Source organism: Labrys okinawensis (assembly GCF_047345005.1).
Taxonomy (GTDB): Bacteria; Pseudomonadota; Alphaproteobacteria; order Rhizobiales; family Labraceae; genus Labrys; species Labrys okinawensis.
This window is the reverse complement of sequence record NZ_CP178864.1, coordinates 2,623,634-2,647,547: the sequence shown is the minus strand read 5'-3', so window position 1 is coordinate 2,647,547 and position 23,914 is coordinate 2,623,634. Positions and strand designations below refer to the sequence as shown.

At 65.4% G+C, this 23,914-nt stretch carries 12 protein-coding genes; 4 read left to right on the top strand and 8 right to left on the bottom strand.

What is annotated here, in order from left to right:
• Window positions 1-74 precede the first annotated feature (74 nt).
• From ACMDCR_RS12390 to ACMDCR_RS12380, 3 genes are all read right to left on the bottom strand, one after another.
• Window positions 75-1,526, bottom strand: coding sequence for an ATP-binding protein (locus ACMDCR_RS12390; protein ID WP_413992815.1), 1,452 nt, complete (start codon window positions 1,524-1,526; stop codon window positions 75-77).
• Between the two features lie 218 nt (window positions 1,527-1,744).
• Window positions 1,745-2,425 carry a response regulator transcription factor gene (locus tag ACMDCR_RS12385; protein WP_413992814.1) on the bottom strand — a complete coding sequence of 227 codons (681 nt, stop codon included), beginning with the start codon at window positions 2,423-2,425 and terminating at the stop codon, window positions 1,745-1,747.
• Between the two features lie 159 nt (window positions 2,426-2,584).
• On the bottom strand, window positions 2,585-4,120 hold the full coding sequence (locus ACMDCR_RS12380) for a Do family serine endopeptidase (protein WP_413992813.1): 1,536 nt from the start codon (window positions 4,118-4,120) through the stop codon (window positions 2,585-2,587).
• Between the two features lie 324 nt (window positions 4,121-4,444).
• Between ACMDCR_RS12380 and ACMDCR_RS12375 the strand changes: the two genes are divergently transcribed.
• Window positions 4,445-4,960 (top strand): Dps family protein, encoded by a 516-nt coding sequence (locus ACMDCR_RS12375; RefSeq protein WP_413992812.1) that lies wholly within the window; start codon window positions 4,445-4,447, stop codon window positions 4,958-4,960.
• A 76-nt stretch (window positions 4,961-5,036) separates the two neighbouring features.
• Here the strand turns inward: ACMDCR_RS12375 and ACMDCR_RS12370 are convergent, their stop codons facing one another.
• From ACMDCR_RS12370 to ACMDCR_RS12350, 5 genes are all read right to left on the bottom strand, one after another.
• Window positions 5,037-5,495 carry a cytochrome c-type biogenesis protein gene (locus ACMDCR_RS12370; protein WP_413992811.1) on the bottom strand — a complete coding sequence of 153 codons (459 nt, stop codon included), beginning with the start codon at window positions 5,493-5,495 and terminating at the stop codon, window positions 5,037-5,039.
• A 2-nt stretch (window positions 5,496-5,497) separates the two neighbouring features.
• Complete coding sequence (locus ACMDCR_RS12365; protein ID WP_413992810.1) at window positions 5,498-7,483, bottom strand: heme lyase CcmF/NrfE family subunit; 1,986 nt, start codon at window positions 7,481-7,483, stop codon at window positions 5,498-5,500.
• Window positions 7,480-7,935, bottom strand: coding sequence for a cytochrome c maturation protein CcmE (ccmE, locus tag ACMDCR_RS12360; protein WP_413992809.1), 456 nt, complete (start codon window positions 7,933-7,935; stop codon window positions 7,480-7,482). The genes ACMDCR_RS12365 and ccmE overlap by 4 nt, the downstream gene beginning before the upstream one ends.
• Window positions 7,932-9,056: a c-type cytochrome biogenesis protein CcmI gene (ccmI, locus tag ACMDCR_RS12355; protein WP_413992808.1), complete on the bottom strand. Its 1,125-nt coding sequence runs from the start codon at window positions 9,054-9,056 to the stop codon at window positions 7,932-7,934. The genes ccmE and ccmI overlap by 4 nt, the downstream gene beginning before the upstream one ends.
• A gap of 86 nt (window positions 9,057-9,142) precedes the next feature.
• Window positions 9,143-9,559 (bottom strand): hypothetical protein, encoded by a 417-nt coding sequence (locus ACMDCR_RS12350; protein WP_413992807.1) that lies wholly within the window; start codon window positions 9,557-9,559, stop codon window positions 9,143-9,145.
• A 423-nt stretch (window positions 9,560-9,982) separates the two neighbouring features.
• On the opposite strand from ACMDCR_RS12350, the gene ACMDCR_RS12345 reads away from it, so the two are divergent.
• From ACMDCR_RS12345 to ACMDCR_RS12335, 3 genes are all read left to right on the top strand, one after another.
• A complete protein-coding gene (locus tag ACMDCR_RS12345) occupies window positions 9,983-15,520 on the top strand; it encodes a lysozyme inhibitor LprI family protein (protein WP_413992806.1) in 5,538 nt (1,845 codons plus the stop codon).
• A 5-nt stretch (window positions 15,521-15,525) separates the two neighbouring features.
• Window positions 15,526-21,513: an MG2 domain-containing protein gene (locus tag ACMDCR_RS12340; RefSeq protein ID WP_413992805.1), complete on the top strand. Its 5,988-nt coding sequence runs from the start codon at window positions 15,526-15,528 to the stop codon at window positions 21,511-21,513.
• A gap of 136 nt (window positions 21,514-21,649) precedes the next feature.
• The gene (locus tag ACMDCR_RS12335; RefSeq protein WP_413992804.1) at window positions 21,650-23,908 is read left to right on the top strand and encodes a transglycosylase domain-containing protein; all 2,259 of its coding nucleotides are present in this window, start codon (window positions 21,650-21,652) and stop codon (window positions 23,906-23,908) included.
• The last annotated feature ends 6 nt before the right edge of the window (window positions 23,909-23,914 follow it).

Below are 23,914 nucleotides of genomic sequence, written 5' to 3'. Positions count from 1 at the left end.
GTCTTCTTGCGGCGCTGTGTTCCCGGATAGCATTTTCCGGGTGCAGGGGCATCTTGCCCGTGCACCGGGTACCGTCACCCGTTCATCCGCAGCGCTGGACGCCGCAGGGCGAGCTTGGGCTGCGCCCCCGCCACTTTCTCCAGCCCATCGGGCAATTCGAGCACGACGCGCAGCCCCGGCTGATTGTCTTCGAGACGGATCGTGCCGCCGTGGAGCTTCACCATGGCCGAAACGAGCGCAAGGCCGAGGCCCGATCCCGGCCGGGTCCTGCTCGATTCGAGGCGTACGAAGCGCTCCAGCACACGCTGCCTGTCGGCCGGAGCGATGCCCTCGCCGCGGTCGGCGACGCTGATGATCATCCTCCCCTCGCCCTTGCGGGCGGCGATGGTGACGTCGCCCGAACCGGCACCCTCCTCCCTGGGGCCATGCTTGAGCGCATTGTCGATCAGATTGGCGAGAGCCTGGCTGATCAGCTCACGATTGCCTCGCAACGGCAAGGGCGAGGCGGAATCGACGATGATCTTCCCTCCATGCTCCTCAGCCAGCGGCTCATAGAGCTCGGCCACTGCCTGGGCGGCCTCCGCCACGTCGAATTCGCTCATTGTCCCTTCAATGCGGCCGCCCTCGGCCCGGGCGATCATCAGGAGGGCGTTGAAGGTGCCGATCAGCTTGTCGGATTCCTCGATCGTGCGGTCGAGCGCGGCGCGATAGGCGTCCTCGTCCCCGGCCGTGCGCAAGGCTTCCTCGGCGTGATTGCGCAGGCGGGTGAGTGGTGTCTTGAGATCATGGGCGATGTTGTCGGACACTTCCTTCAGCCCCACCATCAGCTCCTGGATACGGTCGAGCATAGCGTTGGTGGTGGAGGCGAGACGGTCGATCTCGTCATCCGTACCCGATACCTTCAGGCGGTGGGTGAGATCGCCGGCCATGATCGAGCGGCTGGTGGCGTTGATGTCGTCGAGCCGGTGCAGCACGCGCCGTGCCACGAACCAGCCGCCGGCAACGCCGAGCAGCACGATCAGTCCTGCCGACCACAAGGCCGCGTTGAACATAATGGCGCGCACCCGGCTCTGATCCTCGAGGTCGATGCCCACCAGCAGCTTGTAGCCACCTTGCAGACCGAAGACGCGCACCAGCGCAGTGCGGCGGGTCGTGGCGTTGCCGTCATCGCGCGTATAGGGAATGTTGCTCCAGCCAGGCTTGTCGAGCACGCCATCCGGCAATTCGGTGACATTGCCGGCGAGCGCCTCGCTGTCCGGCGTGGTGACGAGATAGAGCAGCGAGCCGGGACGGCGGGTGCGCGCCTCGATGGTCGAGGCGAGGCGAACGATGCCGCCCTGCTCATACTCATCGCTCAGGCTGTTGATCTCGCTGTTGATCGAGGTGTTGATCTGCGAGCCGAGCAGGCGCTGGGCGTTCCAGAAGAAATAGCCGAGCAGCGAAGCGGCGAACAGGGTGAACACCAGCAGATAGGCAGCCATCAACTTGAAGGCCGTGGTGCGGATGAGTTTGCCCAATCCGATCACGACCGCGCCCCCGCCACGCCGGTTTCTTCATTGGCCATATGCACTACACACTCTGACAATCACCTTATATCAGGCGGCGCCCACCAGAAATGTTCTCCAAGCACACGAGCAAAGACCGACCGTGCCCTGCGGATATCATCTTCGCGATGCCCAAGAAAACCATCCGAACGCTTCTCCTGGGGCCGGCTGGCGCTCTGCTCAGGCACGTGGCCTAAGTCTTACTTTGCGCTATCCCTGATCATGTAGCCGGCGCCGCGGATGGTGTGCAGCAGGGGCTTTTCGAAGGTCTTGTCGAGCTTGGAGCGCAAGCGCGACACATGCACGTCGATGACATTGGTGCCGGGATCGAAATGATAGTCCCAGACGTGCTCGAGCAGCATGGTGCGGGTAACGACCTGGCCGGCATTCTTCATCAGATATTCGAGCAGGCGGAACTCGCGCGGCTGCAGGTCGATCTCTTCGCCCGCACGCTTGACGACATGGGAGAGGCGGTCGAGCTCGAGGTCGCCAACGCGGTAGACCGTCTCCTCGCCCTTGCCGGGATGACGGCGCGAGAGCACCTCAACCCGGGCGAGCAGCTCGGAAAAGGCATAGGGCTTGGGCAGATAATCGTCGCCTCCGGCGCGAAGACCCTTCACCCTGTCGTCGACCTCGCCGAGCGCGGACAGGATAAGGGAGGGCGTCTGCGTGCCTTCCAGGCGCAGGCGCGAGATCATCGACAGGCCGTCCAGCTTGGGCAGCATGCGATCGACGATCAGGACATCATAGGGACCGTCCTTGGCCAAGGCATACCCGCTCAACCCGTCGGCAGCGTGATCGGCGACATGCCCGGCTTCCGCAAAAGCCTTGACGAGATAAGCGGCAGCGTCGCGGTCATCCTCGACGATCAGAATGCGCATTTTGGATTCAGACTCAGTCACGTTTTGCGATGCAGAGGTATCAACCGAGCTTTGCCACATTTCAAGGTCACCTCATAGGGTAGGACCGCCAAATGGCGTCCAACAGGAATGAGTCCCCTCCCCCTCGCGGGAAAGGGGACCCCAACCGTTCAGTCCGGATCAGGCCTTGCCAACCGGCAGGGCGACGAAGTGCGTGCCATCGCCATTCTTCACCCGCAGCAGGACGGTGCGCTTGGAGTCGGCGCGGGCACTGGAGAGAGCCTCGCGCACATCGCGCACATTGCTCACCGGCTTGCCGGCCACGTCGAGGATAACGTCACCCGGATGCAGGGCGTCGGCAGCGGCGCTGTTCGGATCGACATCCGTGACAACCACGCCGGATTTGCCGGCGCCAGCCACGCTCGCGGCAGGGGCGAGCTCAACGCCGAGACCAGCGAGCGCACTCTTGCCGCTGTCATCGTCCTGGGACGTATTGGCCTCGGCCAGCTGCTTGTCGCCCGGCAGCTTGGAGGTCTCGACCTTGACGTTCTGCTCCTTGCCATCGCGCCAGACCGTGAGGTCGGCGGTATCGCCCGGCTTGATGTCGGCGATGGCACGGGCAAGCTCGCGGCTGTCGGCGACGCCCTTGCCGTTGACAGCGGTGATCGCGTCACCCGACTGCAGGCCGGCCTTAGCGGCAGGGCTGTTCTTGGTGACATCGGCCACCAGGGCGCCCGAAGCCTTCTTCAGACCGATGGAGTCGGCAATATCCTGCGTCACCGGCTGGATCTGCACGCCAATATAGCCGCGCGTCACCTGGCCGTCGGTCTTGAGCTGCTGCACCACGCGCTGCACCGTATCGGCGGGAATGGCGAAGCCAATGCCGATCGAGCCGCCCGAGGGCGAATAGATCGCGGTATTCACGCCGATTACCTTGCCGGAGAGGTCGAAGGTCGGGCCGCCTGAATTGCCGCGGTTCACCGGCGCGTCGATCTGCAGGAAGTCATTATAGGTCGAATTGTTGAGGTCGCGGCCGCGGGCCGAGACGATGCCTGCCGTCACCGTGCCACCAAGGCCATAGGGATTGCCGACGGCCAGCACCCAGTCGCCGACGCGCGGTTCATTCTGCAGTTCGAGCTGGACGAAGGGGAACTTGGCGTCCTTGTCCGCGATCTTCAGCAAGGCGAGGTCGGTCTTGGGATCGACACCGATCACCTTGGCCGTATAGGTCTTGCCGCCATCGGTGACGACATCGACTTCCTGGGCATGGTCGACGACATGGTTATTGGTCACGACATAGCCGTCATCAGAGATGAAGAAACCTGAGCCGAGCGCCATGCCGAACTGCTTCTGAGGCCGGCCGTGCTGCATGCCGCCACCACCAGGACCGTTGAAGAAGAACTCGAACGGGTTGCTGGGGGCGCCGTTGTTGTCGTCACCATCATCGGAGGCGTCGGTGGTCGCCTCGGTCTTGACTTTGATCGAGACCACGGCCGGGCGCACCTTCTGCACGACGTCGGCGAAGCCGAAGGGCTGGGCCGGCGCAGCGGACTGGCTTTGCGACTGGGCGTAAGCAGGGGTCAGGGAAGGAATGACGACGAAGTTGCCGGCTACCGCGCCGGCGACGCCGAGTCCGAAGACTGCGGCCAGAAGACGCGTGCGGCGGCGAGCGAGGATGCCGGTCTTATGCGCAGTATCGTTTTCGTGGAAATTCATGGTGATGGGCTCCATAGTAGCGCGGCGCCTCACGTTCGAGGACCGTCGGACTGTGACTCAGCGCACGATGCCGCGCTGTTGGAGGTGACAATGCCTTCTCCAACATTACGGCGTTTTTTCCATGAGATTACTCTTTGGTAAGACGGCGCGGTATTTGCGGAAAACTATGAAGCGCAAGAAATCCTGAATAATTGAATAATACTTTCAATACAATCTACAGTTGCATATGAGAACCTTGCTCTGAGATTGACAGAGGCAGCAAAACCGCTCGAAACTCCGCCGCCTCGCGGGCTTGCGCCGCGGCTGCATGAAAAGGGTGATGCCATGTCAAAAGACAAGAAAGAGCTGAAGACGTCGAATCTGCGCGTTCCGAGCGATCTGTCTTCGAACGCCACCATGGATTTGTCTGCCGCGCTGACCACGCTGCTGGCAGATGTCTTCACGCTCTATCTGAAAACGAAGAATTTCCACTGGCATATGTCCGGACCGCATTTCCGCGATTACCACCTTCTGCTCGACGAGCAGGCGGAACAGATCTTCGGCATGACCGATGACATCGCCGAGCGTGTGCGCAAGATCGGCGGCACCACCTTGCGCTCTGTCGGTCATGCAGCGCGGCTCCATCGGCTCTCGGACAACGATGCCGATTTCGTCACGCCCGACGACATGCTGGCTGAGCTTCATGACGACAACAAGCGCCTGACCGGCTTCCTGCGCGAAACTCACGAGCTGGCCGACGAACACCGTGACGTGGCCACTGCCAGCCTGATCGAGAACTGGATCGACGAGGCCGAACGCCGTAGCTGGTTCCTGTTCGAAACCGGCCGCAAGAGAGGCTGAGCGGGCGCCAGAGCCAGAAGGTGTCGAACGCAAGTGCGGCACCGCCAGGAAATCGAAGCCGAGAACGGCGGGCGGGCTATCCTTCCCGCTTCAGGATCTCGTCTATCTTGGCCCGTTCGGCGGAACTGAGGGCCTCCGCCGCAGCCGGGCGTTGCCGACGGGAGAAGGCGTAGATCCCCGCCGCGCCCAGCACCAACAGCGCGAAGGGCGCCGACCATAGGACGATGGTGCGCAATTCCAGCGGCGGCTTCAGCAGGATGAAGTCGCCATAGCGCTCCACCAGGAAGTCCTTGACCGCCTTGTCGCTGTCGCCGGCCTTGAGACGCTCGCGCACCAGGATACGCAGGTCCTTGGCGAGCGGCGCATCGGAATCATCGATCGACTCGTTCTGGCAGACCATGCAGCGCAATTCCCCCGACAGGGCCCGTGCCCGCGCCTCCAGCGCCGGGTCTGGCAGCATTTCGTCGGGCTGCACCGCCAGAGCCGGCAGCACGGCCAGGCTGAAGAGTAAGGCGATGAGGAGGCGGCGCAGCATCGTCATTCCGCCGGCTGCAGCCCGGTTGCCGCGCGCCGTGCCGGCTTGGGGGCACCGACGCGCAGGCGCCGGTCCGAGAGCGAGAGCAGGCCGCCGAGGGCCATCACCACGCAGCCGAGCCAGATCAGCGTCACCAGCGGCTTGTCATAGAGACGGGCGGCGATGGTGCCGTCCGGCTCGGTGTCACCGAGGCCGATATAGACCTGGTCGAACAGGAATGTCTTGATGCCGGTCTCGGTCGCCGGGGTCTGTCGCGCCGGGTAGAAGCGCTTGGACGCTTCCATCTCGGCCACCTGAACCCCGCCACGATAGATATCGAATTTCGAGACCGTCGCCGTGAAGTTGGAGCCCTGTCGCGGCACCGAGCCGACATATTTGGCCTCGTATCGGCCGAATGACGTGGTGTCGCCGGGCTTCATCGCCACGATCTTTTCGGACTGCCAGGCCGAGGCTGCGACGATGCCGAGCAGGGTGACGCCGACACCGAAATGGGCGAACGCGGTGCCGAAGGCCGAGCGAGGCAGGCCGATGGCGCGGCGCAGGCTCGAACCCGCAGGCTCGCGGAAAAGCTTGATACGCTCGGCCATCTCGACCAGCGAACCGATCATGATGAAGGCGGCAAGGCCGGCACCGATGGGAGCCATCAGCGGGCCGCCCTGTTTGACCCACAGCGTCACCAACGCCGCCAGGATGGCGAGGCCGAACGCCACGGCGAGGCGTTGCATCGCGCCCTGCACATCGCCACGCTTCCAGGCGAGGAAGGGGCCGAAGGGCATCACCACCAGCAGGGCGAGCATCAACGGGCCGAAGGTGAGATCGAAGAATGGCGGGCCGACCGAGATCTTACCGCCTGTAACAGCCTCCAGGGCGAGCGGGTAGAGCGTGCCGAAGAACACGGCCGAGCAGCTCACCGTGAGCAGGAGATTGTTGAGGATCAGGGCGCCCTCGCGCGAGATCGGCGCGAATATGCCGCCTTGCCTCAAGGCCGAGGCGCGCCACGCGAACAGTGACAGGCCGCCGCCGATGAAGAGCACGAGGATGGCGAGGATGAAGACGCCGCGCCTGGGATCGGTGGCGAAGGCATGCACGGAAGTGAGCACGCCCGAGCGCACCAGGAAGGTGCCGAGCAGCGACAGCGAGAAGGTGAGGATGGCGAGCAGGATCGTCCACACCTTCAGCGCGTTGCGCTTTTCCATCACCAGGGCCGAATGCAGCAGCGCGGTACCGGCGAGCCAGGGCATCAGCGAGGCATTCTCCACCGGATCCCAGAACCACCAGCCGCCCCAGCCGAGCTCGTAATAGGCCCAATAGGAGCCCATGGCGATGCCCAGCGTCAGGAAGATCCAGGCGATCAGGATCCACGGCCGGGCCCAACGCGCCCAGGCCGCGTCGATGCGGCCCTCGATCAGCGCGGCGGCAGCGAAAGCGAAAGCGATCGAGAAGCCGACATAGCCGAGATAGAGGAGCGGGGGATGGATGGCGAGTCCGATATCCTGCAGCACCGGATTGAGGTCCTGCCCCTGCATCGGCGCCGGGAGGAGCCGGGCAAAGGGGTTGGAGGTGAACAGGATGAAGAGAAGGAAGGCAACGCTGATCCAGGCCTGCACGGAGAGCACGGTCGCCTTCATGCTCGGCGGCAGGTTCCGCCCGAAAGCCGCGACCAGCGCTCCGAAAAAGGCGAGGATGAAGACCCAGAGCAGCATCGAGCCCTCATGGTTCCCCCATACGCCAGTGACCTTGTAGAGCATTGGTTTGTCGGAATGAGAGTTCTCGAACACGTTCTGCAGCGAGAAGTCCGAGGTGACATGGGCATGCACCAGCGCCACGAAGGAGACGGTGATGAAGAACAGCTGGAACAGGGCCGCCGAGGTACCTGTCCTCATCAGACCGAGGTCGCCGGTGCGAGCACCCCAGATCGGTAGCACCGACTGGATGGCCGCCAAAGTCAGCGCCAGGATGAGTGCATAGTGGCCGGCCTCGACGATCATGGCTTCTTCCCGTAGTCGCTGCCCTCTTGCCAGTGGCCTTGTGCCTTCAAGGCATCGGCCACTTCCTTGGGCATGTATTTCTCGTCATGCTTGGCGAGCAGCGTATCGGCCTGGAACACCCCCGCCGTATCGACCACGCCCTCTGCCACCACGCCCTGCCCTTCGCGGAACAGATCCGGCACGATACCCGAATAAACGACCTTGATCGACTTGTTGGTGTCGGTGACCTTGAAGGTGATCTCGGCGGCGCCCTCACGTGTCAGCGAGCCCTGCTCGACGAGGCCGCCCAGGCGCCAGCGCTGGCCGGGCTGGAACGCCTTGCCGACGATATCGCTGGGCGCCGCGAAATAGGACATGGTGCCGCCGAGGCTGTAGAGCACCAGGGCGACGGCGCTCGCCAGCACCACGCCCGCAGCCCCGATCATGGCCAGCCGTCTGCCTTTGCGCGTCATAGTCCCAATGCCTTCGAGAGGTCGTCGAGCTGTTTCAATGCATCAGGCGACGAGGCCATTGCCTTGCGGGCATCGGCGAGCGCCAGACGCGCTTCGTCCGCCTGCTTGAGCACCGTATAGGCCTTTACCAGCTGCATCCATTCCTCCGCCGAGCCGCCCTGCGATCTTAGCCGCTCGGACAAGCGCGAGACCATGCCCTGGATCATTTTGCCGCGCTCTTCCGGTGTCAGAACCTGGGCGTTGGCGACATCGTCCGCAGAGGGACCGGGCGTCTGCGCAACGGGGGCCTCGGGCTTGCCACTCACGCGGGCGATCTCCTGGTTGAGGAAATCCGCCGCATCCGGATTGTTCGGTATCAGCGCCCGCCAGATCGCGATGGCGCCATCCTTGTCGCCATCCTGCATCTTGGCCAGGCCGAGGAAGTAATTGGAGCGGAACTCCTTCGGATCGAGCTTCAATACGCTCTCGAAGGCCGTCTTGGCATCCGCCGTCACCATGCCATTGGCCACGGCCACCATGGAGACGCCGTAATTGGCGAGGCGCTCGGGCGTGGGGCCGAGCAGGCGGATTGCGTTTGCATAGGCCTGCCTGGCATCGTCGAAGCGCTGAAGCCCGACATAGACGCGTGCCATCAGCTCCCAGCCCGCTCCGTCATTGGGATTGGCAGCAAGCTTCGCTTCGGCGCGGGCGATCAGTTCGTCCGTCGAAGCGTTCTGCATGGGGCCGTCGAGCCGCGCCAGCAAAGGCTGGTCGGGATTGGCAGGCGAGCCGAGCAGCGCGTAAAGGCCGAGACTGATGACCGGCACCGCGACGAGAATGACGATTGACGCCCCGCGCCGGCGTCCTGCCGCGCCTGTTGCAGCCGCCGTCCGCTGACTTGCGGCCTGCACCGCCGCATCCGCCTCGATCAGCCGCCGCGACACTTCGGTGCGTGCCGCCTGGGCCTCGCCCTTGGCGATCAGGCCGCGTTCGAGATCTCGGTCGATCTCGGCAAGCTGGTCCTTGTAGATGGCGACATCGGAAGCCTGCGGCGTCAAACCGGTGCCGCGCCGCGCGAGCGGCCAAAGCAGAACCAGAGCTGCGAGGCCGGTCATGGCGGCCAGGGCTATCCAAAGCAACATAGAATGTCTCTTGCGCCGGCCTTTCGGCCTAACTAAGGCGCCTTATGATGGGTAAACACCAACAATGTGGTGTTTATTCGCACCCGTCAGCTGTTGGCGGCCGGAGCTGCATTGGCCCAGCTGCCGTCCGGCTGGTGGCAGGCGGTCAGGCGCGAGATGCTGGGCACACCGTTGAGATAGACAGTCTGCGAATATTGGCGGCATTGCGTGCCGTTCTGGTCGGTCAATGGCCCGGCGACGACGGTACCATGGGTCAGCGGATTGGTCGGGCTCTTCCAGTCGACGCTGACCTTCGCCTTGCCATTGAGCGCGGTGGCCCGCGCCTGCTCGGCCTGGGCCCGGTCGGCCGGAGTGAGCGCGTCGAGAATGGGGCTGTTGCTGGTCGGCGGCGGCGCTACGGCGGCCACCTGGGGCTGAGGTTCCGAACCACTCGTCATGCCGCAGCCAGCCAGCGGCACGGCCAACAGAACAAGACCAAACAAGGTGACGGTTGATTTTGCCATGGGACCCCTGCCGCATACGGACGTTGTGGCGAGCCTTACACGCAAATGCGTGCCGCGCCAACCACGTCTGGCCCTGGGCGAGGCAACTGTTCCCGAGGTGACGGGCTTTTCATGCGGTCAATCCCGCCTTCAATTCATGGCGCTCGTTACCCCCAAGTGATGCATCAGCAGCGCGATCCTGTCCTGTCCCGCGAACAAAAGAAATCGACCTTCCTCACGTTTCTCCACCAGCCGAGCGTTGAATGCCGGCGCCCGGCGTGAGACGCTGCTTTTCAAGAACACTCGACACGAATGGCCACCCGAATCCCGAACGGGTGTCCCTGGAGGAACTGCCGGCTCTCCTTCGCGTGGTGTAGTCCCTCGTCCTGCCCCCTTGTAGCCCGTACTGACCAGCCTGCCGACGACATTAGAAACGAGTCATCCATGGCCTTTGCCCTCCGCTTGCCTACGGTCCTTGTCCTCGGTTTCAGTCTGTTTCCCCTGATCTGCGAAGCGCAATCCTTCGATTGTGGCAAGGCTCAGACCCCGATCGAAAAGGCGATCTGCACCTCTCCCGCTCTGATTGCCCAGGATACGGCTCTGGCGGACAGTTACCGGCAGGCGCTGGCCGCTCTCGGCAATGATCCAGCCAAGCTCGCCGATCTGCGCCTCAAGCAGCGCCGCTGGCTGGCGGACCGCAACAAATCCTGCGTGTCCTCAGACCGAGCCCGTCTGTCGAAATGCCTGACTGCGAGCTACCAGGCCCGCCTTGCGGCACTCCAGGCCCTGGTTGCCGAAGCAGGTCCGGCCGCTGCTCCAGCGAATCAGGCCGTGCCACCCGCTTCGCCGACTCCCGCCGCTGAGCCCGCTCCCCAGGCGCAGGAAGCGGCTCAACCTCCCGCCGCCTCCGTACCGCAGGCCGCACCCGCTTCCGTCCCGACGCCACCAAGGCCTCTGCCGCCTGCCGGGCCACAGCCGCGCCTGGCCACGGATCGTCTGCCTGCCGGCCAGGATGCCAGCACGCTAATGACCGTCGATGTACCGGGTCACATCGTCATCCGCACACAGAGCAGCACCGGCGTGGCTCTCCAGCTCGTCGACATGATCAGCGGACCGGGCAACCAGATGGGCGCGCCCGGGGCGAGCGACGGCCGGGTGGATGCGCTGCTCGACAAGGGGACCTACAAGATCCGGACCTTCGGCGCCAAGGGCGCCGGCGGCGACGTCAAGCTCACCGCGCAGGCGTATCTCGAACTGGAACAGCCGGCGACCACCCTGACGGCTCAAAAGCCTGTCGATGCCGAGCTCAGCGATTTCCAGCAGCGCTCCTACTGGATGGATGTTCCCGGCGACGGGCTCGTCTATCTCGAGGCCGTCGGCCGTTCGCTCCTTGACCTGCGCCTATGGCGGGACGGTACCGATCTCGTCGATATTGCGCCGGCGCTGTCGGTCTTCGAAACGAAGCCCGGCCTGCCGATGACACGGGCTGCGCTCAGCGGCAAGGTGGAGCCCGGCCGCTATCTCGTCACCGCCTATGGTGGCGAGAAGCTGGTTTGGACCAATTCGGATACGACCGAGCCCTTCCATATCCGCTCCGGCACGCAACGGTCGCTGGCCGCCGGTATCGCCGAGGGCGTCATTGGGCCCTTCGGATCGGAGCGTTTCGAGGCCCCCGCCGATTTCGATACCTTCCGCCTGCAATTGGCGCAGTCGGCGCCGGCCGGGCTGAGGGCTGCCCGCCTGTCCGGGGCCTCGCCTGCTTTCCAGGGTGCGACCATCGACAAGACCAGTCGCGAGCCGGTGACCACGCTTTCGCTGGCGAGGAGCGACCAATCCGCTCTCGTCGAGGTGACGGGTTACGAAGGTCAGCGCTTCCAGCTGCGGGGCTTGTATTTTTCCAACCACGCCCGTTTCGACGGCTCTGTGCCCAATCTGATCAGCGTCGATGTCGCAGGCGAAGGTGGGGACGAGATTCCGGCGACTGCGCTACTCCAGCGCAACGACCCCCAGGGCAAATCGAGCGTCGTGGCTGCAGACATGCCTCAGTTGGGCCCCGGCCAGGCCTGGCGGCACAAGTTCAACCTGCGCGGGCAGACCTCGCTGTTGTTCGAGATGACGCAGCCGGGGCCGATCGCCATGCGTTCTTCGGGACCCGCCATACGTGCGGGCATTAGCCCGGTTCTCATCGGCAATGCTCCGCGTGCCGACGGCCGCAATCCCTCCGTCTTCGATCTCGATGCCGGCTACTATTTGCTGACCGTCGAGCCCGACAACAATGCCGGCGGCATCCTCGACCTGATGATCGGGCCGCCCGGCACGACGATCCCCGTTCAGCCGCCCTCCCCGCAGCGTACCACGATCTCCTTCGGCCTCCAGCAAGCAGACAAGGCGACGAGCTACGATGTCATCACCAATGTGGCGCCTGGCCTTCTGACCGGACCGCGAGCCGTGTCCCTGCCCGCCGATCTCCGGAGCCGCGCGCTGACGCTGTGGCAATCGGCCGACGATAGCACGCAGCCGTTGAACATCGACGTGCATGTGCCCCAAGGCGGCACGATCAGCACCGTCGATATTGCCGGCAATCCCGCCCTCTTCACCGTCGACAACGAGCAGGCGGACGACAAGGGACGCGTCCTCACCCTGCATTTCAAGGCTCCGCCGGCTTCCCGCGCGCTGGGTGTGTACTGGCGGCCGGATCCAGCGGCCGCCGCCCCGCTCGAACGCCCGGCCCGCGAGCCTTTGACGGCCGGCCAGCCGCGCTTTTTCGACCTGGACGAGGGCGCGAATGCCTTCTATCGGCTCGACGTGCCCAATGGCGGCCTCTACCGCGTCGAGACATCAGGGCGTTTGCAGACCTCGCTCGGTATCGGCACGTCCTTCCTGCCCAAGCTGGGGCAGGCCTCCGACAATGGCGATGGCCACAACGCCCTGCTGCAGACCTATCTGCGCGCCGGGACCTACCAAATCGATGTCTCCGCGCAGAATTCCTCAGGCCATCTCGGCCTCAGCGCCGCGCCGGCGGCTCTGGCCACCACCACCACCCTCGTGCCCGAGGGCAGCAGCAGGGGCGCCTTGGCTGGCGGTCGAGGAGCGATCGTGCCGATCGAGATCGCCAAGGCGGGCAGATATCATCTCGACCTCTATGCGCTCGGCGATGACCTCACCGCAAGGCTGGAGGACGCCGATGGCTGGCCGCTCACCGTGCCCGGCCAGCTCTCCTCCCTTGATCAGGATTTCGCACCCGGCAACTACCGCCTGGTGATCCTGCCGCGCGAGGTCGACACGCGCTTCGTCACCCGGCTGAGCCCGGTCGAAGATGCGCCCCAGCTGCAGGGCCACGGCCCGCATCCGCTGGCCTTCAACCAGACGCAGAATTTCCAGTGGCGTGAACCCCAGGCCAAGGATGCCCCGCGCGTCCCCGACAGCTGGACCTTCGACCTCGCCGGCGAAGCCGATGTCAGCATCGGTCTTACTGAAGGCATGGTCGGCACGCTCACCCGCAACGACAAGGAACTGGTGGCGAAATTCGTAGCTGATCCGCAGTTCAGCGGCCGCCTGAAGGCGGGCCATTACCGCATCGACCTCACCAGCCTCGCCCATGACGATCGGCTGGACTACAGCATTACCCTGAACACCGCCGCGCTGCAGCCCGGCGAGGCGCGCTTCGTCGACCTGCCGGCGGAGCTTCCCTTCAACATCGCCGAGGATCGCGTCGTCAGCCTGGGCAGTTTCGGCCGCCAAGAGATCAAGGGCGAGCTGAAGGACGCAAGCGGTAAGGTGATTGAACGCCTGGCAGGCCGAGCCGACGACTGGAACATCGCCCTGTCCCGACGCCTCGCGGCCGGCTCCTACACGCTGTCGCTCGACGACGCCGCCTCCGCGGGCAAGGCTGGAAGCCAGCCGGACGATGCCTCCGAGGACCAGGGCACGGATTCCGGCGGCGAGGCCTCGGGCAATGGCGGCTCGTCGAAGATCGAGGTGCAGTTGGCTCTGCCGAGGGAGGCACAGCAACCCGCTCTCACCTTCGGCACATCGACCACCGTTGACGGCGCCTCCGTCTTCGCCTTCCCCCTGCCTCAGGGGCCCAAGGGCCAGCTTACCGTAGTGGCGGCGCAATCCACCGCCGACCTGGTCCTCTCGGTCGAGAAGCGTGGCGCGGATGGCATCTGGCATCCGCAGGCCCTCGCTCGCGGCCACGTTCCCGCCCTGGCATGGCCGGCTTCGGATGGTGATACCGCCCAGTGGCGCGCCTCGACATGGACGTTGGACGGCGGTGCGGCTGCCATCCGGATAGGTACCCAGAGCGTTGCGCGTGACATGCGGGAGCCCGGCGATGTCGCCCTGGAACCAGTTTCCCTCGACATCCCGGGCCTCACGCTGAACGCGGCGCTCGTGCACGCGCCCTCAGCCGGGCTGATGCAACTGGAGGGCGCCTCGGATTTTCTGGCGGGCGCAAGTCCCGACCGCCCTCTGACCGCAGTATCATCCGGATTGTTTGCACCGCAGTCGGACCGCCTCTGGCTGGTGGCGACCCACGACGGCGATTTGCACGTGACTCCGTCCGAGACGAACAGCGCAATCGCCCTCACGCTGCCGGCGGGCGATCAGGCGATCCTACCCGTCACGGCCTCGCCATCCGGCAAGACCCGCTTCTGGCGGGCTGAATCGGCTTTCGGCCAGCCGGGCCTCGATGCCGGACGAGGCATGGGCGTCGCCGACAAGAGTGCGGTCGCTGTGGCCGGCCCCGAAGGGCTGCGCATATGGAACGCCGGCGAAGACGAGGCGCTGCAGATGCGCCTCACGCCCGTTGATGTAACCACACTCGCTCCCGTGACGGCGGATGGCAGCTATGGCGCCGCCATTCCCGGTTTCAGCGCGCAGCCGGTGAAGCTGCCCGCCGGCGTCAAGCGGCTCACGCTCGATCTGGCGCCCGGTATCGCGATCATTGCGGCGCCAAGCGATGCCCAGCTCCTCAACATCTGGTCGGGCGCAGCTTCCCTGTCGCGGAGCCTTGCCACCAGCGCCGGCGAGATCTGGCTGGTCAATCTCGGCGATCATGCCGCTTCGGCCCACGTCGCTCTTTCCCTTGGGCAGGCCCAGCCCCTCGCGGCCGGCCAGATCCGGCGTCGCTTTTTCGGCACGGCCGGATCGGAGCAGGTCTCGGTGGATGCCGAGAGAGGCGACGTGCTCAGGATCTCTGGTGGCGAGGCAACCTTCATCGGGTTGGACGGCAAGGTCGGGCATGGCGATACGCTCCCGGTTTCCGGCCCCGGCGAACTCATCGTTGATCATGGTGCCGGACTGGTGGTGCTCTGGCTGGAGCATGAGGGCAAGTCGCCCTGGCCTGCGCCCGAGGCGCAAGCCCTCATCCTACCGCGGAGCGTCGAGCTCGCAAGTTCGGCCATGGCGTTCCGGCTGAGCCCGGCCCAACCAACGGTGCTCGATGTCAGCACCGACGCACCCGTCATCATTGCGCTGGAGCAGAACGGGCGCCGCGACCTGCAGCTCTTCCCCACAGGGGCGGAACTGCACCGCTATCTCGGAGCCGGAGACGCCGTGCTGACCGTCTATTCCACCCATGAGGGACCGCTGTCCGGTTCGATGGACGTGACCTCGACGCCCGTCGTTCCGGTCGGTGAGGGGATCGGCGCGCCCGTGGTCCTGGCGCCGGGTACCTCGGCCCTGTTCGGCTTTGAGGTCAAGACAGCCGGCAACATCGGTGTCGGCCTGCGCTCCGATCCTGATCTCGCCAAGGCCCGCCTCCTCGATGCCCAGGGAAAGGTTCTCGGCGAAGGGCTCAATCAGCTCAACAGGCTCGAACCTGGCCGCTACCTTCTCGAAGCAAGGGCGCCGGCGGATGCGCCGACGCTCATCGTTCGGCCGGCCGTGATCGGCCTGTCGCCACCGCCGGCTGGACCGCCCCCCGAAATCGCCTCCGATTACCTGCAGCGTGCCGGCCTCAAGCCCGCGGAACCGAAGTGAAAGCCATGACGAAATTCGCACTTCTCCTTTCCGCCCTTCTGGTCTCCGCAGCCCTGACGCCCGCTGCCTACGCGCAGCAGGACAACGCCCCGCCTGCCCAGGACGTGCTGAAACGGGCTGACGGCACCAGGATCGTGCCTGAGAAATTCCTACGCGCCTATGATCCCGTAACGGTGTTCTTCCCTGTCGATACAGGCCCAGCGGCCGGCGGCCCCGAGGATGCGCCGCAGCGCTTCGTGACGATGGAACCGGCGGTTGCCGGCGCCTGGCAGTGGCTCGGGCCTCGCGCCCTGCAATTCCGGCCGGCGGACAAGTGGCAGCCGCTCGCCCGCATCAAGGTGAAGACCGAGGGCGGCGAGGCCTCGCTGGTCCCGCTGTTGCCAGTGCCCGGTTCCACGGTGCCGGCGACCGGCGACGAACCCGTCACCGAACTCGACCAGATCACGCTGGCCTTCCCCGAACCCGTCGACGTTGCTGCTCTCAAGCGGCTCCTGTCAGTCGAGCTGCGGCCCTCGCCCGGCATCGGCGCCGAGGGTGGCCTGATGCTGGGCGCGCAGGATTTCGATGTCCAGCCGCTCGAGCGCAACAGCCGGGGGGACCAGCAATCCTATGCGGTGCGGTTCCACCAAAGCGTGCCCGACGGCCGTGTGGCCATTCTCAGGCTGAAGCTCGCCGACACGCCCGATTTCAGCGACCAAACCTTTGAGCTGCGCGTGCGCACAGCCGTGCCCTTCACCATGACCGCGAAGGATTGTGGGCGCGGCTTCGACGCTACCACCACCGATGGGGTGCTGCGCTGCACCTCCTATGGAACGGATAGCAGCTCCGATGCGGCCGACGACAATGGCGAAGCCGTCGATAGTGCCGACGCCAAGGCACCAGGCTATGCTTCCGCGCGCGGGCGCAGCCTGACCTTCCGTTTCTCAAGCAATCCGATTGCCGGCGAGCAGTTCCCAACGCGCGATGCCTTGCGCATTTCGCCGCCTGTCGACGATCTCGCGGTGACGGCCGAGGGCTCGCGCCTTTTCGTGCGCGGCCGCTTCCTGACCGACCAGCTCTACACACTGACCGTGGCCGCCGGCGCCTTGAAGGATGACCGCAACCGCCCGCTGGCGGCCGGTTTCGAGCAGAAGTTTGCCTTCGCCCCGGAACAGGCGGCGATCGCCTGGGATGCCTCCCAAGGTGTGGTCGAGCGCTTCGGTCCCCAGCTCGTTCCCTTGCGTGGACGCGGCTATGACCGGGCCGATATTCGCATCCATGCCATCGATCCCCTGTCGCGCGACTTCTGGCCCTTCCCGCAGGCAGGTCTCGACACCAAGGACGACGACGCCCCACCGCTGCCCGGCAAGGAGCCACGGCAATGGGCCGAGGACGGCGACGCCTCGGCCGATGCGATCGAAGCCCGCATCAAGACGCTGGGCTCGCCCGCCGTCTCGAAGCTGGTGGACCTGCCCATCCACAAGGGTGGCGTCGACACCAAGTTCGGCCTGGACATGAAGCCGCTCTTCGCCGGCATACTCGGGCCGGAGCAGCCCGGCACATACCTCGTCGGCCTGCGCGCGGTGGATGGCGATGTCAGGCACTGGTTGCGCGTTCAGGTGACGGATCTCACCCTGAGTGCGGTGGAGGAACCCAGCCGCGTGCGCTTTGCCGTGACATCGCTCGCCACTGGCAAGCCGATCGATCAGGCGCAGATCCGCCTCGACGGCGTACAGGACGACAAGTTCGTGACGCTCGCCACCGGTATGACCGACGCGCAGGGTTTCTTCACCTGGGATCTCGGCCAGCGCAGCCAGGCGGCGATCCGCCGCGTCATCGTGACCAAGGGCCTGGATACGCTGGTTGTCGATCCCGATCACGCGCCAACGCAATACGCCCGCGACAACTGGACCAAGCCCTCGAGGCCTTGGCTGGACTGGACTACCAATCCGGACGAAAAGCGTGCCGAGGACACCCGCACGCTTTGCCATATCTTTACCGAACGGCCGATCTACCGGCCGGAGGAGCCGGTACATATCAAGGGCTACGTCCGCAACTATCTCGGCGGGCACTTGTCCCTCGCGCGCAAGAGCGGCCAGCTCGTCATCACCGGCCCCGACAAGCAGGAATGGCGCGTGCCGGTGAAGCTCGATGAGTATGGCAGCTTCTACGACAAGTTCGATGCCAACACGCCGGCCACCGGCGATTATGAAGTGCATTTCGAGCTGGGCAGCTCCAAGCCGAAGGGCGCCGATGATGGCGACCAGCAAGGGCAGAAGTCCGGCTCGGCGGACCAGCCCGGCGATGATCAGTCCGACGACCAGGCTGACGACAACCAGTCCGGCGCCGCACGGCCGGATGACAATCAGGCTGGCGACAACCAGAACGCGGATGACCAGGGCGGCGGCGACCAGAATACCGAGCAGGCAGACAACACCAGCCAGTGCGGCAGCATCACTTTCAAGAAGGAAGCCTATCGGCTCCCGACCTTCGAGGTCGTGCTCAACAACCCGCAGACCGCGCCGCTCGATGCCTCCTTCAACGTCGACCTGATCGCACGCTACTTTGCGGGTGGCCTGCTGGCCGATCGTCCCATCCACTGGCGCGCCATGCAGTATCCTTACAACTGGACGCCGCCAGGCCATGAAGGCTTCCTGTTCTCCACGGATGCACGTTATTCGGGCGGCGACGAGTTCAAGTCCTCGCCCATGCTGGAGCGCGACGGCCGCACCGATGCGGGCGGCGCGGCGCGGATCAGCTTCGACACGACGATCGAGCCGACGGCACAGCCGCGGCGCTACATGATCGAGGCGACGGTGACAGGAGACGATGATCTGCAAGTGCGCAGCATCACCAATGTCCACGCGATCCCGCCCTTCGTGCTTGGCCTGAAAGTGCCGCGCTACGTGCCGCAGCCCGGCACCATCGAACCGCAGATCCTGGCCGTGGACGGCAAGGGCGATCCGGTAGACGGGCTGGAGATGACGGCGCGCCTCATCCACCGCAATTGGACCTCGACGCTTCAGGCCAGCGATTTCAGTCAAGGCTCGGCGAAATATGTGACGCAGGTGATGGACGACGTCGTGCTGGAGCGCAAGATCACAAGCACCCGGGATATCCAGACCCTGGCGCTGGAAGCCAAGCAAGCCGGCGTCTATATCGTCCAGCTCGAAGCCACTGACCGTATCGGTCGGCGCCAGCAGGTGAGCGTCGACTTCTTCGTCGGCGGAAACACCCCCGTCACCTGGGCGCAGGCCCCGGCCCGCACCGCCACGGTGAGCACCGACAAGGACGGTTACAGTCCCGGCGAAACCGCCAATCTGCTGATCCAGTCTCCATTCCAGACAGCCCGCGCCCTCGCGATCGTCGAGGAGCCCGAGGGCAAGTTCCGCTATGACTGGGTGGATATCGCTGACGGCTATGGCCATTACGCCCTGCCTGTACGCAAGGAATATATGCCTCAGATTCCGGTGCATTTCCTGATCATGCGCGGTCGGCTCGATGCCAGCACACCCTCGCCAAGCGCACCCTTCGACCAGGGCAAGCCGGTCACGATCGCCGCCACGAGGAACGTGACGGTGACACCAGTGAAGAACATCGTCACCATCACCATGGATTATCCGAAGAAGGCCAGGCCCGGTGACGAGGTCGAGGTGACGCTGCATCTGGCCGACGATACCGGCAAGCCGATCGCAGGCGACGCCACCTTCTGGATGATCGACCAGGCCGTGCTGTCGCTGGCAACAGAGCAGCCGCTCGATCCCCTGCCGAACTTCGTTGTCAAGCGCCAGTCCACCATGGCGTTGCGCGATACGCGGAACATGGCCTTCGGCATCATCCCGCTGGAGGAAGTGCCCGGCGGTGACGAGCGCGAGGAAATGGGCACCGACAACAACATCTCGGTGCGCAAGAACTTCACGCCCGTGCCGATTTACCTGCCGGATGTGAAGGTAGGGCCCGACGGTACTGCCAGGATCAAGGTGAAACTCCCCGATTCACTGACCGTATTCAAGCTGCGCGCCAAGGCCGTGAGCGGACCCGACCGGTTCGGCTACGGCACCGGCGAAATGCTCATCCGGCAGGAGATCGTGGCGCAGCCTGCCCTGCCACGCTTCCTGCGTTCGGGCGACCAGTTCGAGGCCGGCGTCATCGCGCGCGTCGTCGAAGGAGCCAGCGGTGAAGGCCACGGCACCATCGCCTCGGACGGCCTGACCTTCCAGGGCGGCAAGGATATCTCCTTCGTCTGGGAAGACAACAAGCCCGCCCGCATCGGTGTACCCGCCTCGGTGCCCGGACCCAAGCCGGGCAAGCAGGACGTTCGCCTGCGCTTCGGCGTGGAGCGCCTGGCCGACCATGCCCGCGACACCGTGGAGGTCACCCTGCCGGTGATGTCCGACCGCATCCCGACGAAGCATTTCGAGATCGTCGAGATCCCGCCGGGCGGTTCGAAGACGTTGCCCGCGCCGCAGGATTCCATGCGCCCTGGTTCCTTCCAGCGCGCCATCACCCTGACATCAGACCAGGCCCTGGTGAAGCTGGTCGCCGGGCTCAACACCCTGGTCGAACATCCCTATGGTTCGACCGAGCAGCGCATATCTCTGGCTTCCTCCAGCCTTGCTTTCAAGAGCTTCTCACCGATCCTGGCGGCCGCCAATCTCGACAGCCGCGTCGGCAGCGACGTGCACAACACCGTGCTGGCGATCGACCAGTCCGTCGACTCCGACGGCCTTGTCGGCTTCTGGCCGCACAGCAAGGGCAATGTCACGCTGACGGCCTGGGCCTATTCCTTCCTGGTTGCCGCGGAGAAGGCGGGCGAGCCGATCGACAAGGCGCTGAGCGATCGTCTCGCCGCCGTGCTGAAACTGTCCCTGCGCTCGGATTATCCCCACCTCCTCACCGGCAACGAGCTGCGCGAACGGGTCGAGGCGCTCACCGCTTTGGCCGAAGGCGGCAAGCTCGACCCGGCCTATCTGGCGGAGCTCGCACGCTCGGCAGCGCTGATGCCCAATGTCAGCGTCGCCCGCATGACCTCGGCTGCGGCTGCCGCCGACAATGCCGACCAGCGCCTGGTGGGCGGCCTCGCCGACACCATGTGGTCGCGTGTACGCGTCCTCTCGCGCGAGGGCCAGCTCGTCTATGACGGCCAGACGGAGGACGACGGCAATCCGGTCATCCTGCCTTCGGAAACCCGGAGCCTTGCCGAGATGGTCCGAGCGGCGGCCCTGACCTCGCAGACCGACCCGCGCTTTCCCGCTCTGAAGGTCGCCTTGCTGAACCTCGGCCAGGGCGACGGCTGGGGCTCGACCAATGCCACCTCGGCTGCGATACGCGCGCTCGCCTCCGTGCGGCAGAGGCCGACAATGCCCCTGCCTCTGAAGCTCGCCCAGGGCAGCAACGTCCAGAACCTGACGCTGGACGCCAATACGCCAGTGCTGCGAGAGGTCACGCTCGATTCGTCTACGGTGACCCTCAGCAACACCGGCAACACGCCTGCCCTGGCGCTGGTGGAGACGAGCTACGTCTCCGCCGAGCCCGGCTATCAGGCGCAGGCCGAGAGCCAGGGCTTCGCCCTCACCCGCACCCTCTACCGGGTTCCCAGTGGCGATGCTCCGCTGGAGAAGCTCGTTCCCGATAGCGGCGGCACCATCCAGCTCAAGGTGGGAGACATTCTGGAGGAGCGGGTCGAGCTCGTGGTCTCCCAGGACCGCACCCATGTCGCCATGACGGTGCCGCTTGCGGCAGGACTGGAGCCGCTCAATCCCAACATTGCCACGGCTCCAGCCGAGGCTACACCATCCATGGCGCCCAGCTTGCCGGCGGACTGGGTCTCCTATGGCGACGACAGGATGTTCTACGCCTATGAGACCCTGCCGAAGGGCAACTACACCGTCGCCTACCGCATGCGCGCCTTGATCCCGGGCACCTATACCGAGCCCCAGGCTTTGGCTGAGACCATGTATGCAAAGGGCGTCAAAGGTGCGAGCGCGGCGGCGCGGATCGTGGTGTCGAAATAGGATCGGTGGGGTGATGCACATGCCACCAGCCCGGCCCATAGAGGCGCAACCTAGTCCTTCCCAGCAATCGGGGAAGGATTGCGTCGCGCCCTGTTCAGGGGCCCCCATCACCCCGCTTCGGACCCGCCGCTTAAAGTTGGCCTTCGCCGCCTGGCACGCCTTCGCCGCCTGCATCCTCCTCTACGCCCATCTCATAAACCAGCGCGCCCAACTCATCGCCCCGCCCCCCACGCCGATCCTCTACGATCGGGCAGGCGCCTTCCTCACCCAGGTCGGCCTTGATGATGAGAGCGGGCGCGTGGACTACGGTTACTGGCCGCTGGAGGAACTGCCCGACCGGGTCGTGAGGGCGACCCTCGCTTTGGAAGACCGCCGCTTCTTCGATCACGCCGGAGTCGATCCCTATGCCATCGCCCGCGCGGCCTGGCAGAATTTCGATGGCGCCCGCCGGCGCTCGGGCGCCTCGACCATCGCCATGCAGGTGGCGCGCATGCAACGGCCCGAAGCCCGTACCTGGCCCAACAAGGTCCTGGAGGCGGGCACCGGCGTGGTGCTGACCCTGCGCTATGGCCATGAGGCTGTGCTGGCGCAATATCTGCGGCTCGCTCCCTACGGCAATGGCAGCCACGGCATCGCCCATGCGGCGCGGCTTTATTTCGACAAGCCGGTGGCCGATCTTTCCTGGGCTGAAATCGCCCTGCTGTCGGCCATCCCGCAATCGCCGACGCGCATGAATCCGCTGCGTCCCGACGGCTTGCGCCGGGCGATCCAGCGCGGCCATCGCGTGCTCGATATCCTCAGGGAGCAAGAGGTGATCAGCACCGACGAGGCGGCGATCGCCCACAACCAGCTCAAGAGGCTGCGCATGCCGAGCCTGCCTCATCGGCCGGACGCGCTGCATCTGGTGCTGCGCTATCGCGATCTCGTGCGGGATGGCGTCATCACGCCTGAGGCTGCGAACGCGCCGCTGATCCACACTACCATCGACCTTTCCTTGCAGACCGATGTTACGAAACTCGCGCGGCAATATCTGCAAGGCTGGCGCGACGCCGGCGCGCAGCAGGTGGCCGTCATGGTGGTCTCCCGCCAGACCGGCGAGGTGTTGGCACAGTTGGGATCCAGCGGCTACTACGCCGGCCATGCCGGTGCCTTCGACTATACCCGCACCCAGCGCTCGCCTGGCTCGACCCTCAAGCCTTTCATCTATGCGCTGGCGCTGGACCGCGGCATGCTGAAGCCGACCGACATGCTGCTGGACCTGCCCGAGGGTGCATCTGGCATCGGCAATGCCGACCGCGAATTTCTCGGTCCCATGCTGCCGCGGCAGGCCCTCGCAAATTCCCGCAATGTGCCTGCCACCAACCTGCTGCGCAGCGTGGGCCTGGAGACCACCTTCCATTTCCTGCGCGACCTTGGCCTGCACGACCTGGAGACGCCCGCAGACAGTTTCGGCGTGTCGATGGCGATCGGCTCCCTGCCGACGCGGCTGGACTGGCTCGTGCGGGCCTATGGCGCTCTCGCCAATGACGGCCAGTTGCAGGATCTTGCCTGGGCGCGCGAGCAGAGGCGGCGTCCACCCGTGCGGGTCCTTTCCGTCGACAGCGCCCGCCTGGTCACCTCCTTCCTCTCCGACGCCCAGGCGCGGCTGCCGAGCTTCCATCGCTACGGCGCGCTGGAATACCCCTTTCCCGTCGCGATCAAGACCGGCACCTCGCAGGGCTACCGCGATGCCTGGGCCGTGGCCTATTCGGATAAGGTTATCGTCGGTGTCTGGCTCGGCCGAGGCGACGACGGCACGATGAACCGCCTCACCGGCGCCAGCAGCGCGGCCCAGCTGGTGCATGCCATCATGGTGAGAATCCACGGCATCAAGCCCGGGGACATCGCCGAGGCACGGTTCCCGCCTCCGCCTGGCCGCAAGCAGGTGGACGTGTGCCTGCTGAACGGCCAGGTCGACGCCGGAGCCTGCAGCCAGACGCTGGTCGAATGGGTCAGGCCCGACGAGATGCCAATGGCCATTCCAGCCAACCTGCGCTCCGGCGCCGACACCGTTTCGGCGCCGGTGAAAGCCATCGCTGCCGGTGGCCCGACCCTGCCCCGCCCCGATGCCGACGGTGGGGGCCAGCCGATCCGCCTCAGCATCTCGACGCCGGCCCGCAATACCCAGATCTGGCGTAACCCCGAACAGCCGACCGCCTACAACCGTCTTGCCCTCAAGGCCTCGGTGGAACCGCATGTGGCGCAGATCGTCTGGTATGTCGATGGCCAGCCCTTCGCTGTCTCCGCACCGGATCAACCGGTCTTCTGGCCGATTCAACCCGGCGCACACCGCTTCCAAATCCGCCTGCCCTATCGCGACGAGGCCTCGTCGGTCGTGCCGGTCTATGTGCAGTGAATGCGA

What these genes read in the sequence shown, in the direction of transcription:
- ccmE (WP_413992809.1), bottom strand. Translation starts at nt 7,935, where the DNA reads ATGACGCGCAAAGGCAGACGGCTGGCCATGATCGGGGCTGCGGGCGTG.
- ACMDCR_RS12370 (WP_413992811.1), bottom strand. Translation starts at nt 5,495, where the DNA reads ATGCTGCGCCGCCTCCTCATCGCCTTACTCTTCAGCCTGGCCGTGCTG.
- ACMDCR_RS12385 (WP_413992814.1), bottom strand. Translation starts at nt 2,425, where the DNA reads ATGCGCATTCTGATCGTCGAGGATGACCGCGACGCTGCCGCTTATCTC.
- ACMDCR_RS12340 (WP_413992805.1), top strand. Translation starts at nt 15,526, where the DNA reads ATGACGAAATTCGCACTTCTCCTTTCCGCCCTTCTGGTCTCCGCAGCC.
- ACMDCR_RS12375 (WP_413992812.1), top strand. Translation starts at nt 4,445, where the DNA reads ATGTCAAAAGACAAGAAAGAGCTGAAGACGTCGAATCTGCGCGTTCCG.
- ccmI (WP_413992808.1), bottom strand. Translation starts at nt 9,056, where the DNA reads ATGTTGCTTTGGATAGCCCTGGCCGCCATGACCGGCCTCGCAGCTCTG.
- ACMDCR_RS12380 (WP_413992813.1), bottom strand. Translation starts at nt 4,120, where the DNA reads ATGAATTTCCACGAAAACGATACTGCGCATAAGACCGGCATCCTCGCT.
- ACMDCR_RS12365 (WP_413992810.1), bottom strand. Translation starts at nt 7,483, where the DNA reads ATGATCGTCGAGGCCGGCCACTATGCACTCATCCTGGCGCTGACTTTG.
- ACMDCR_RS12350 (WP_413992807.1), bottom strand. Translation starts at nt 9,559, where the DNA reads ATGGCAAAATCAACCGTCACCTTGTTTGGTCTTGTTCTGTTGGCCGTG.
- ACMDCR_RS12345 (WP_413992806.1), top strand. Translation starts at nt 9,983, where the DNA reads ATGGCCTTTGCCCTCCGCTTGCCTACGGTCCTTGTCCTCGGTTTCAGT.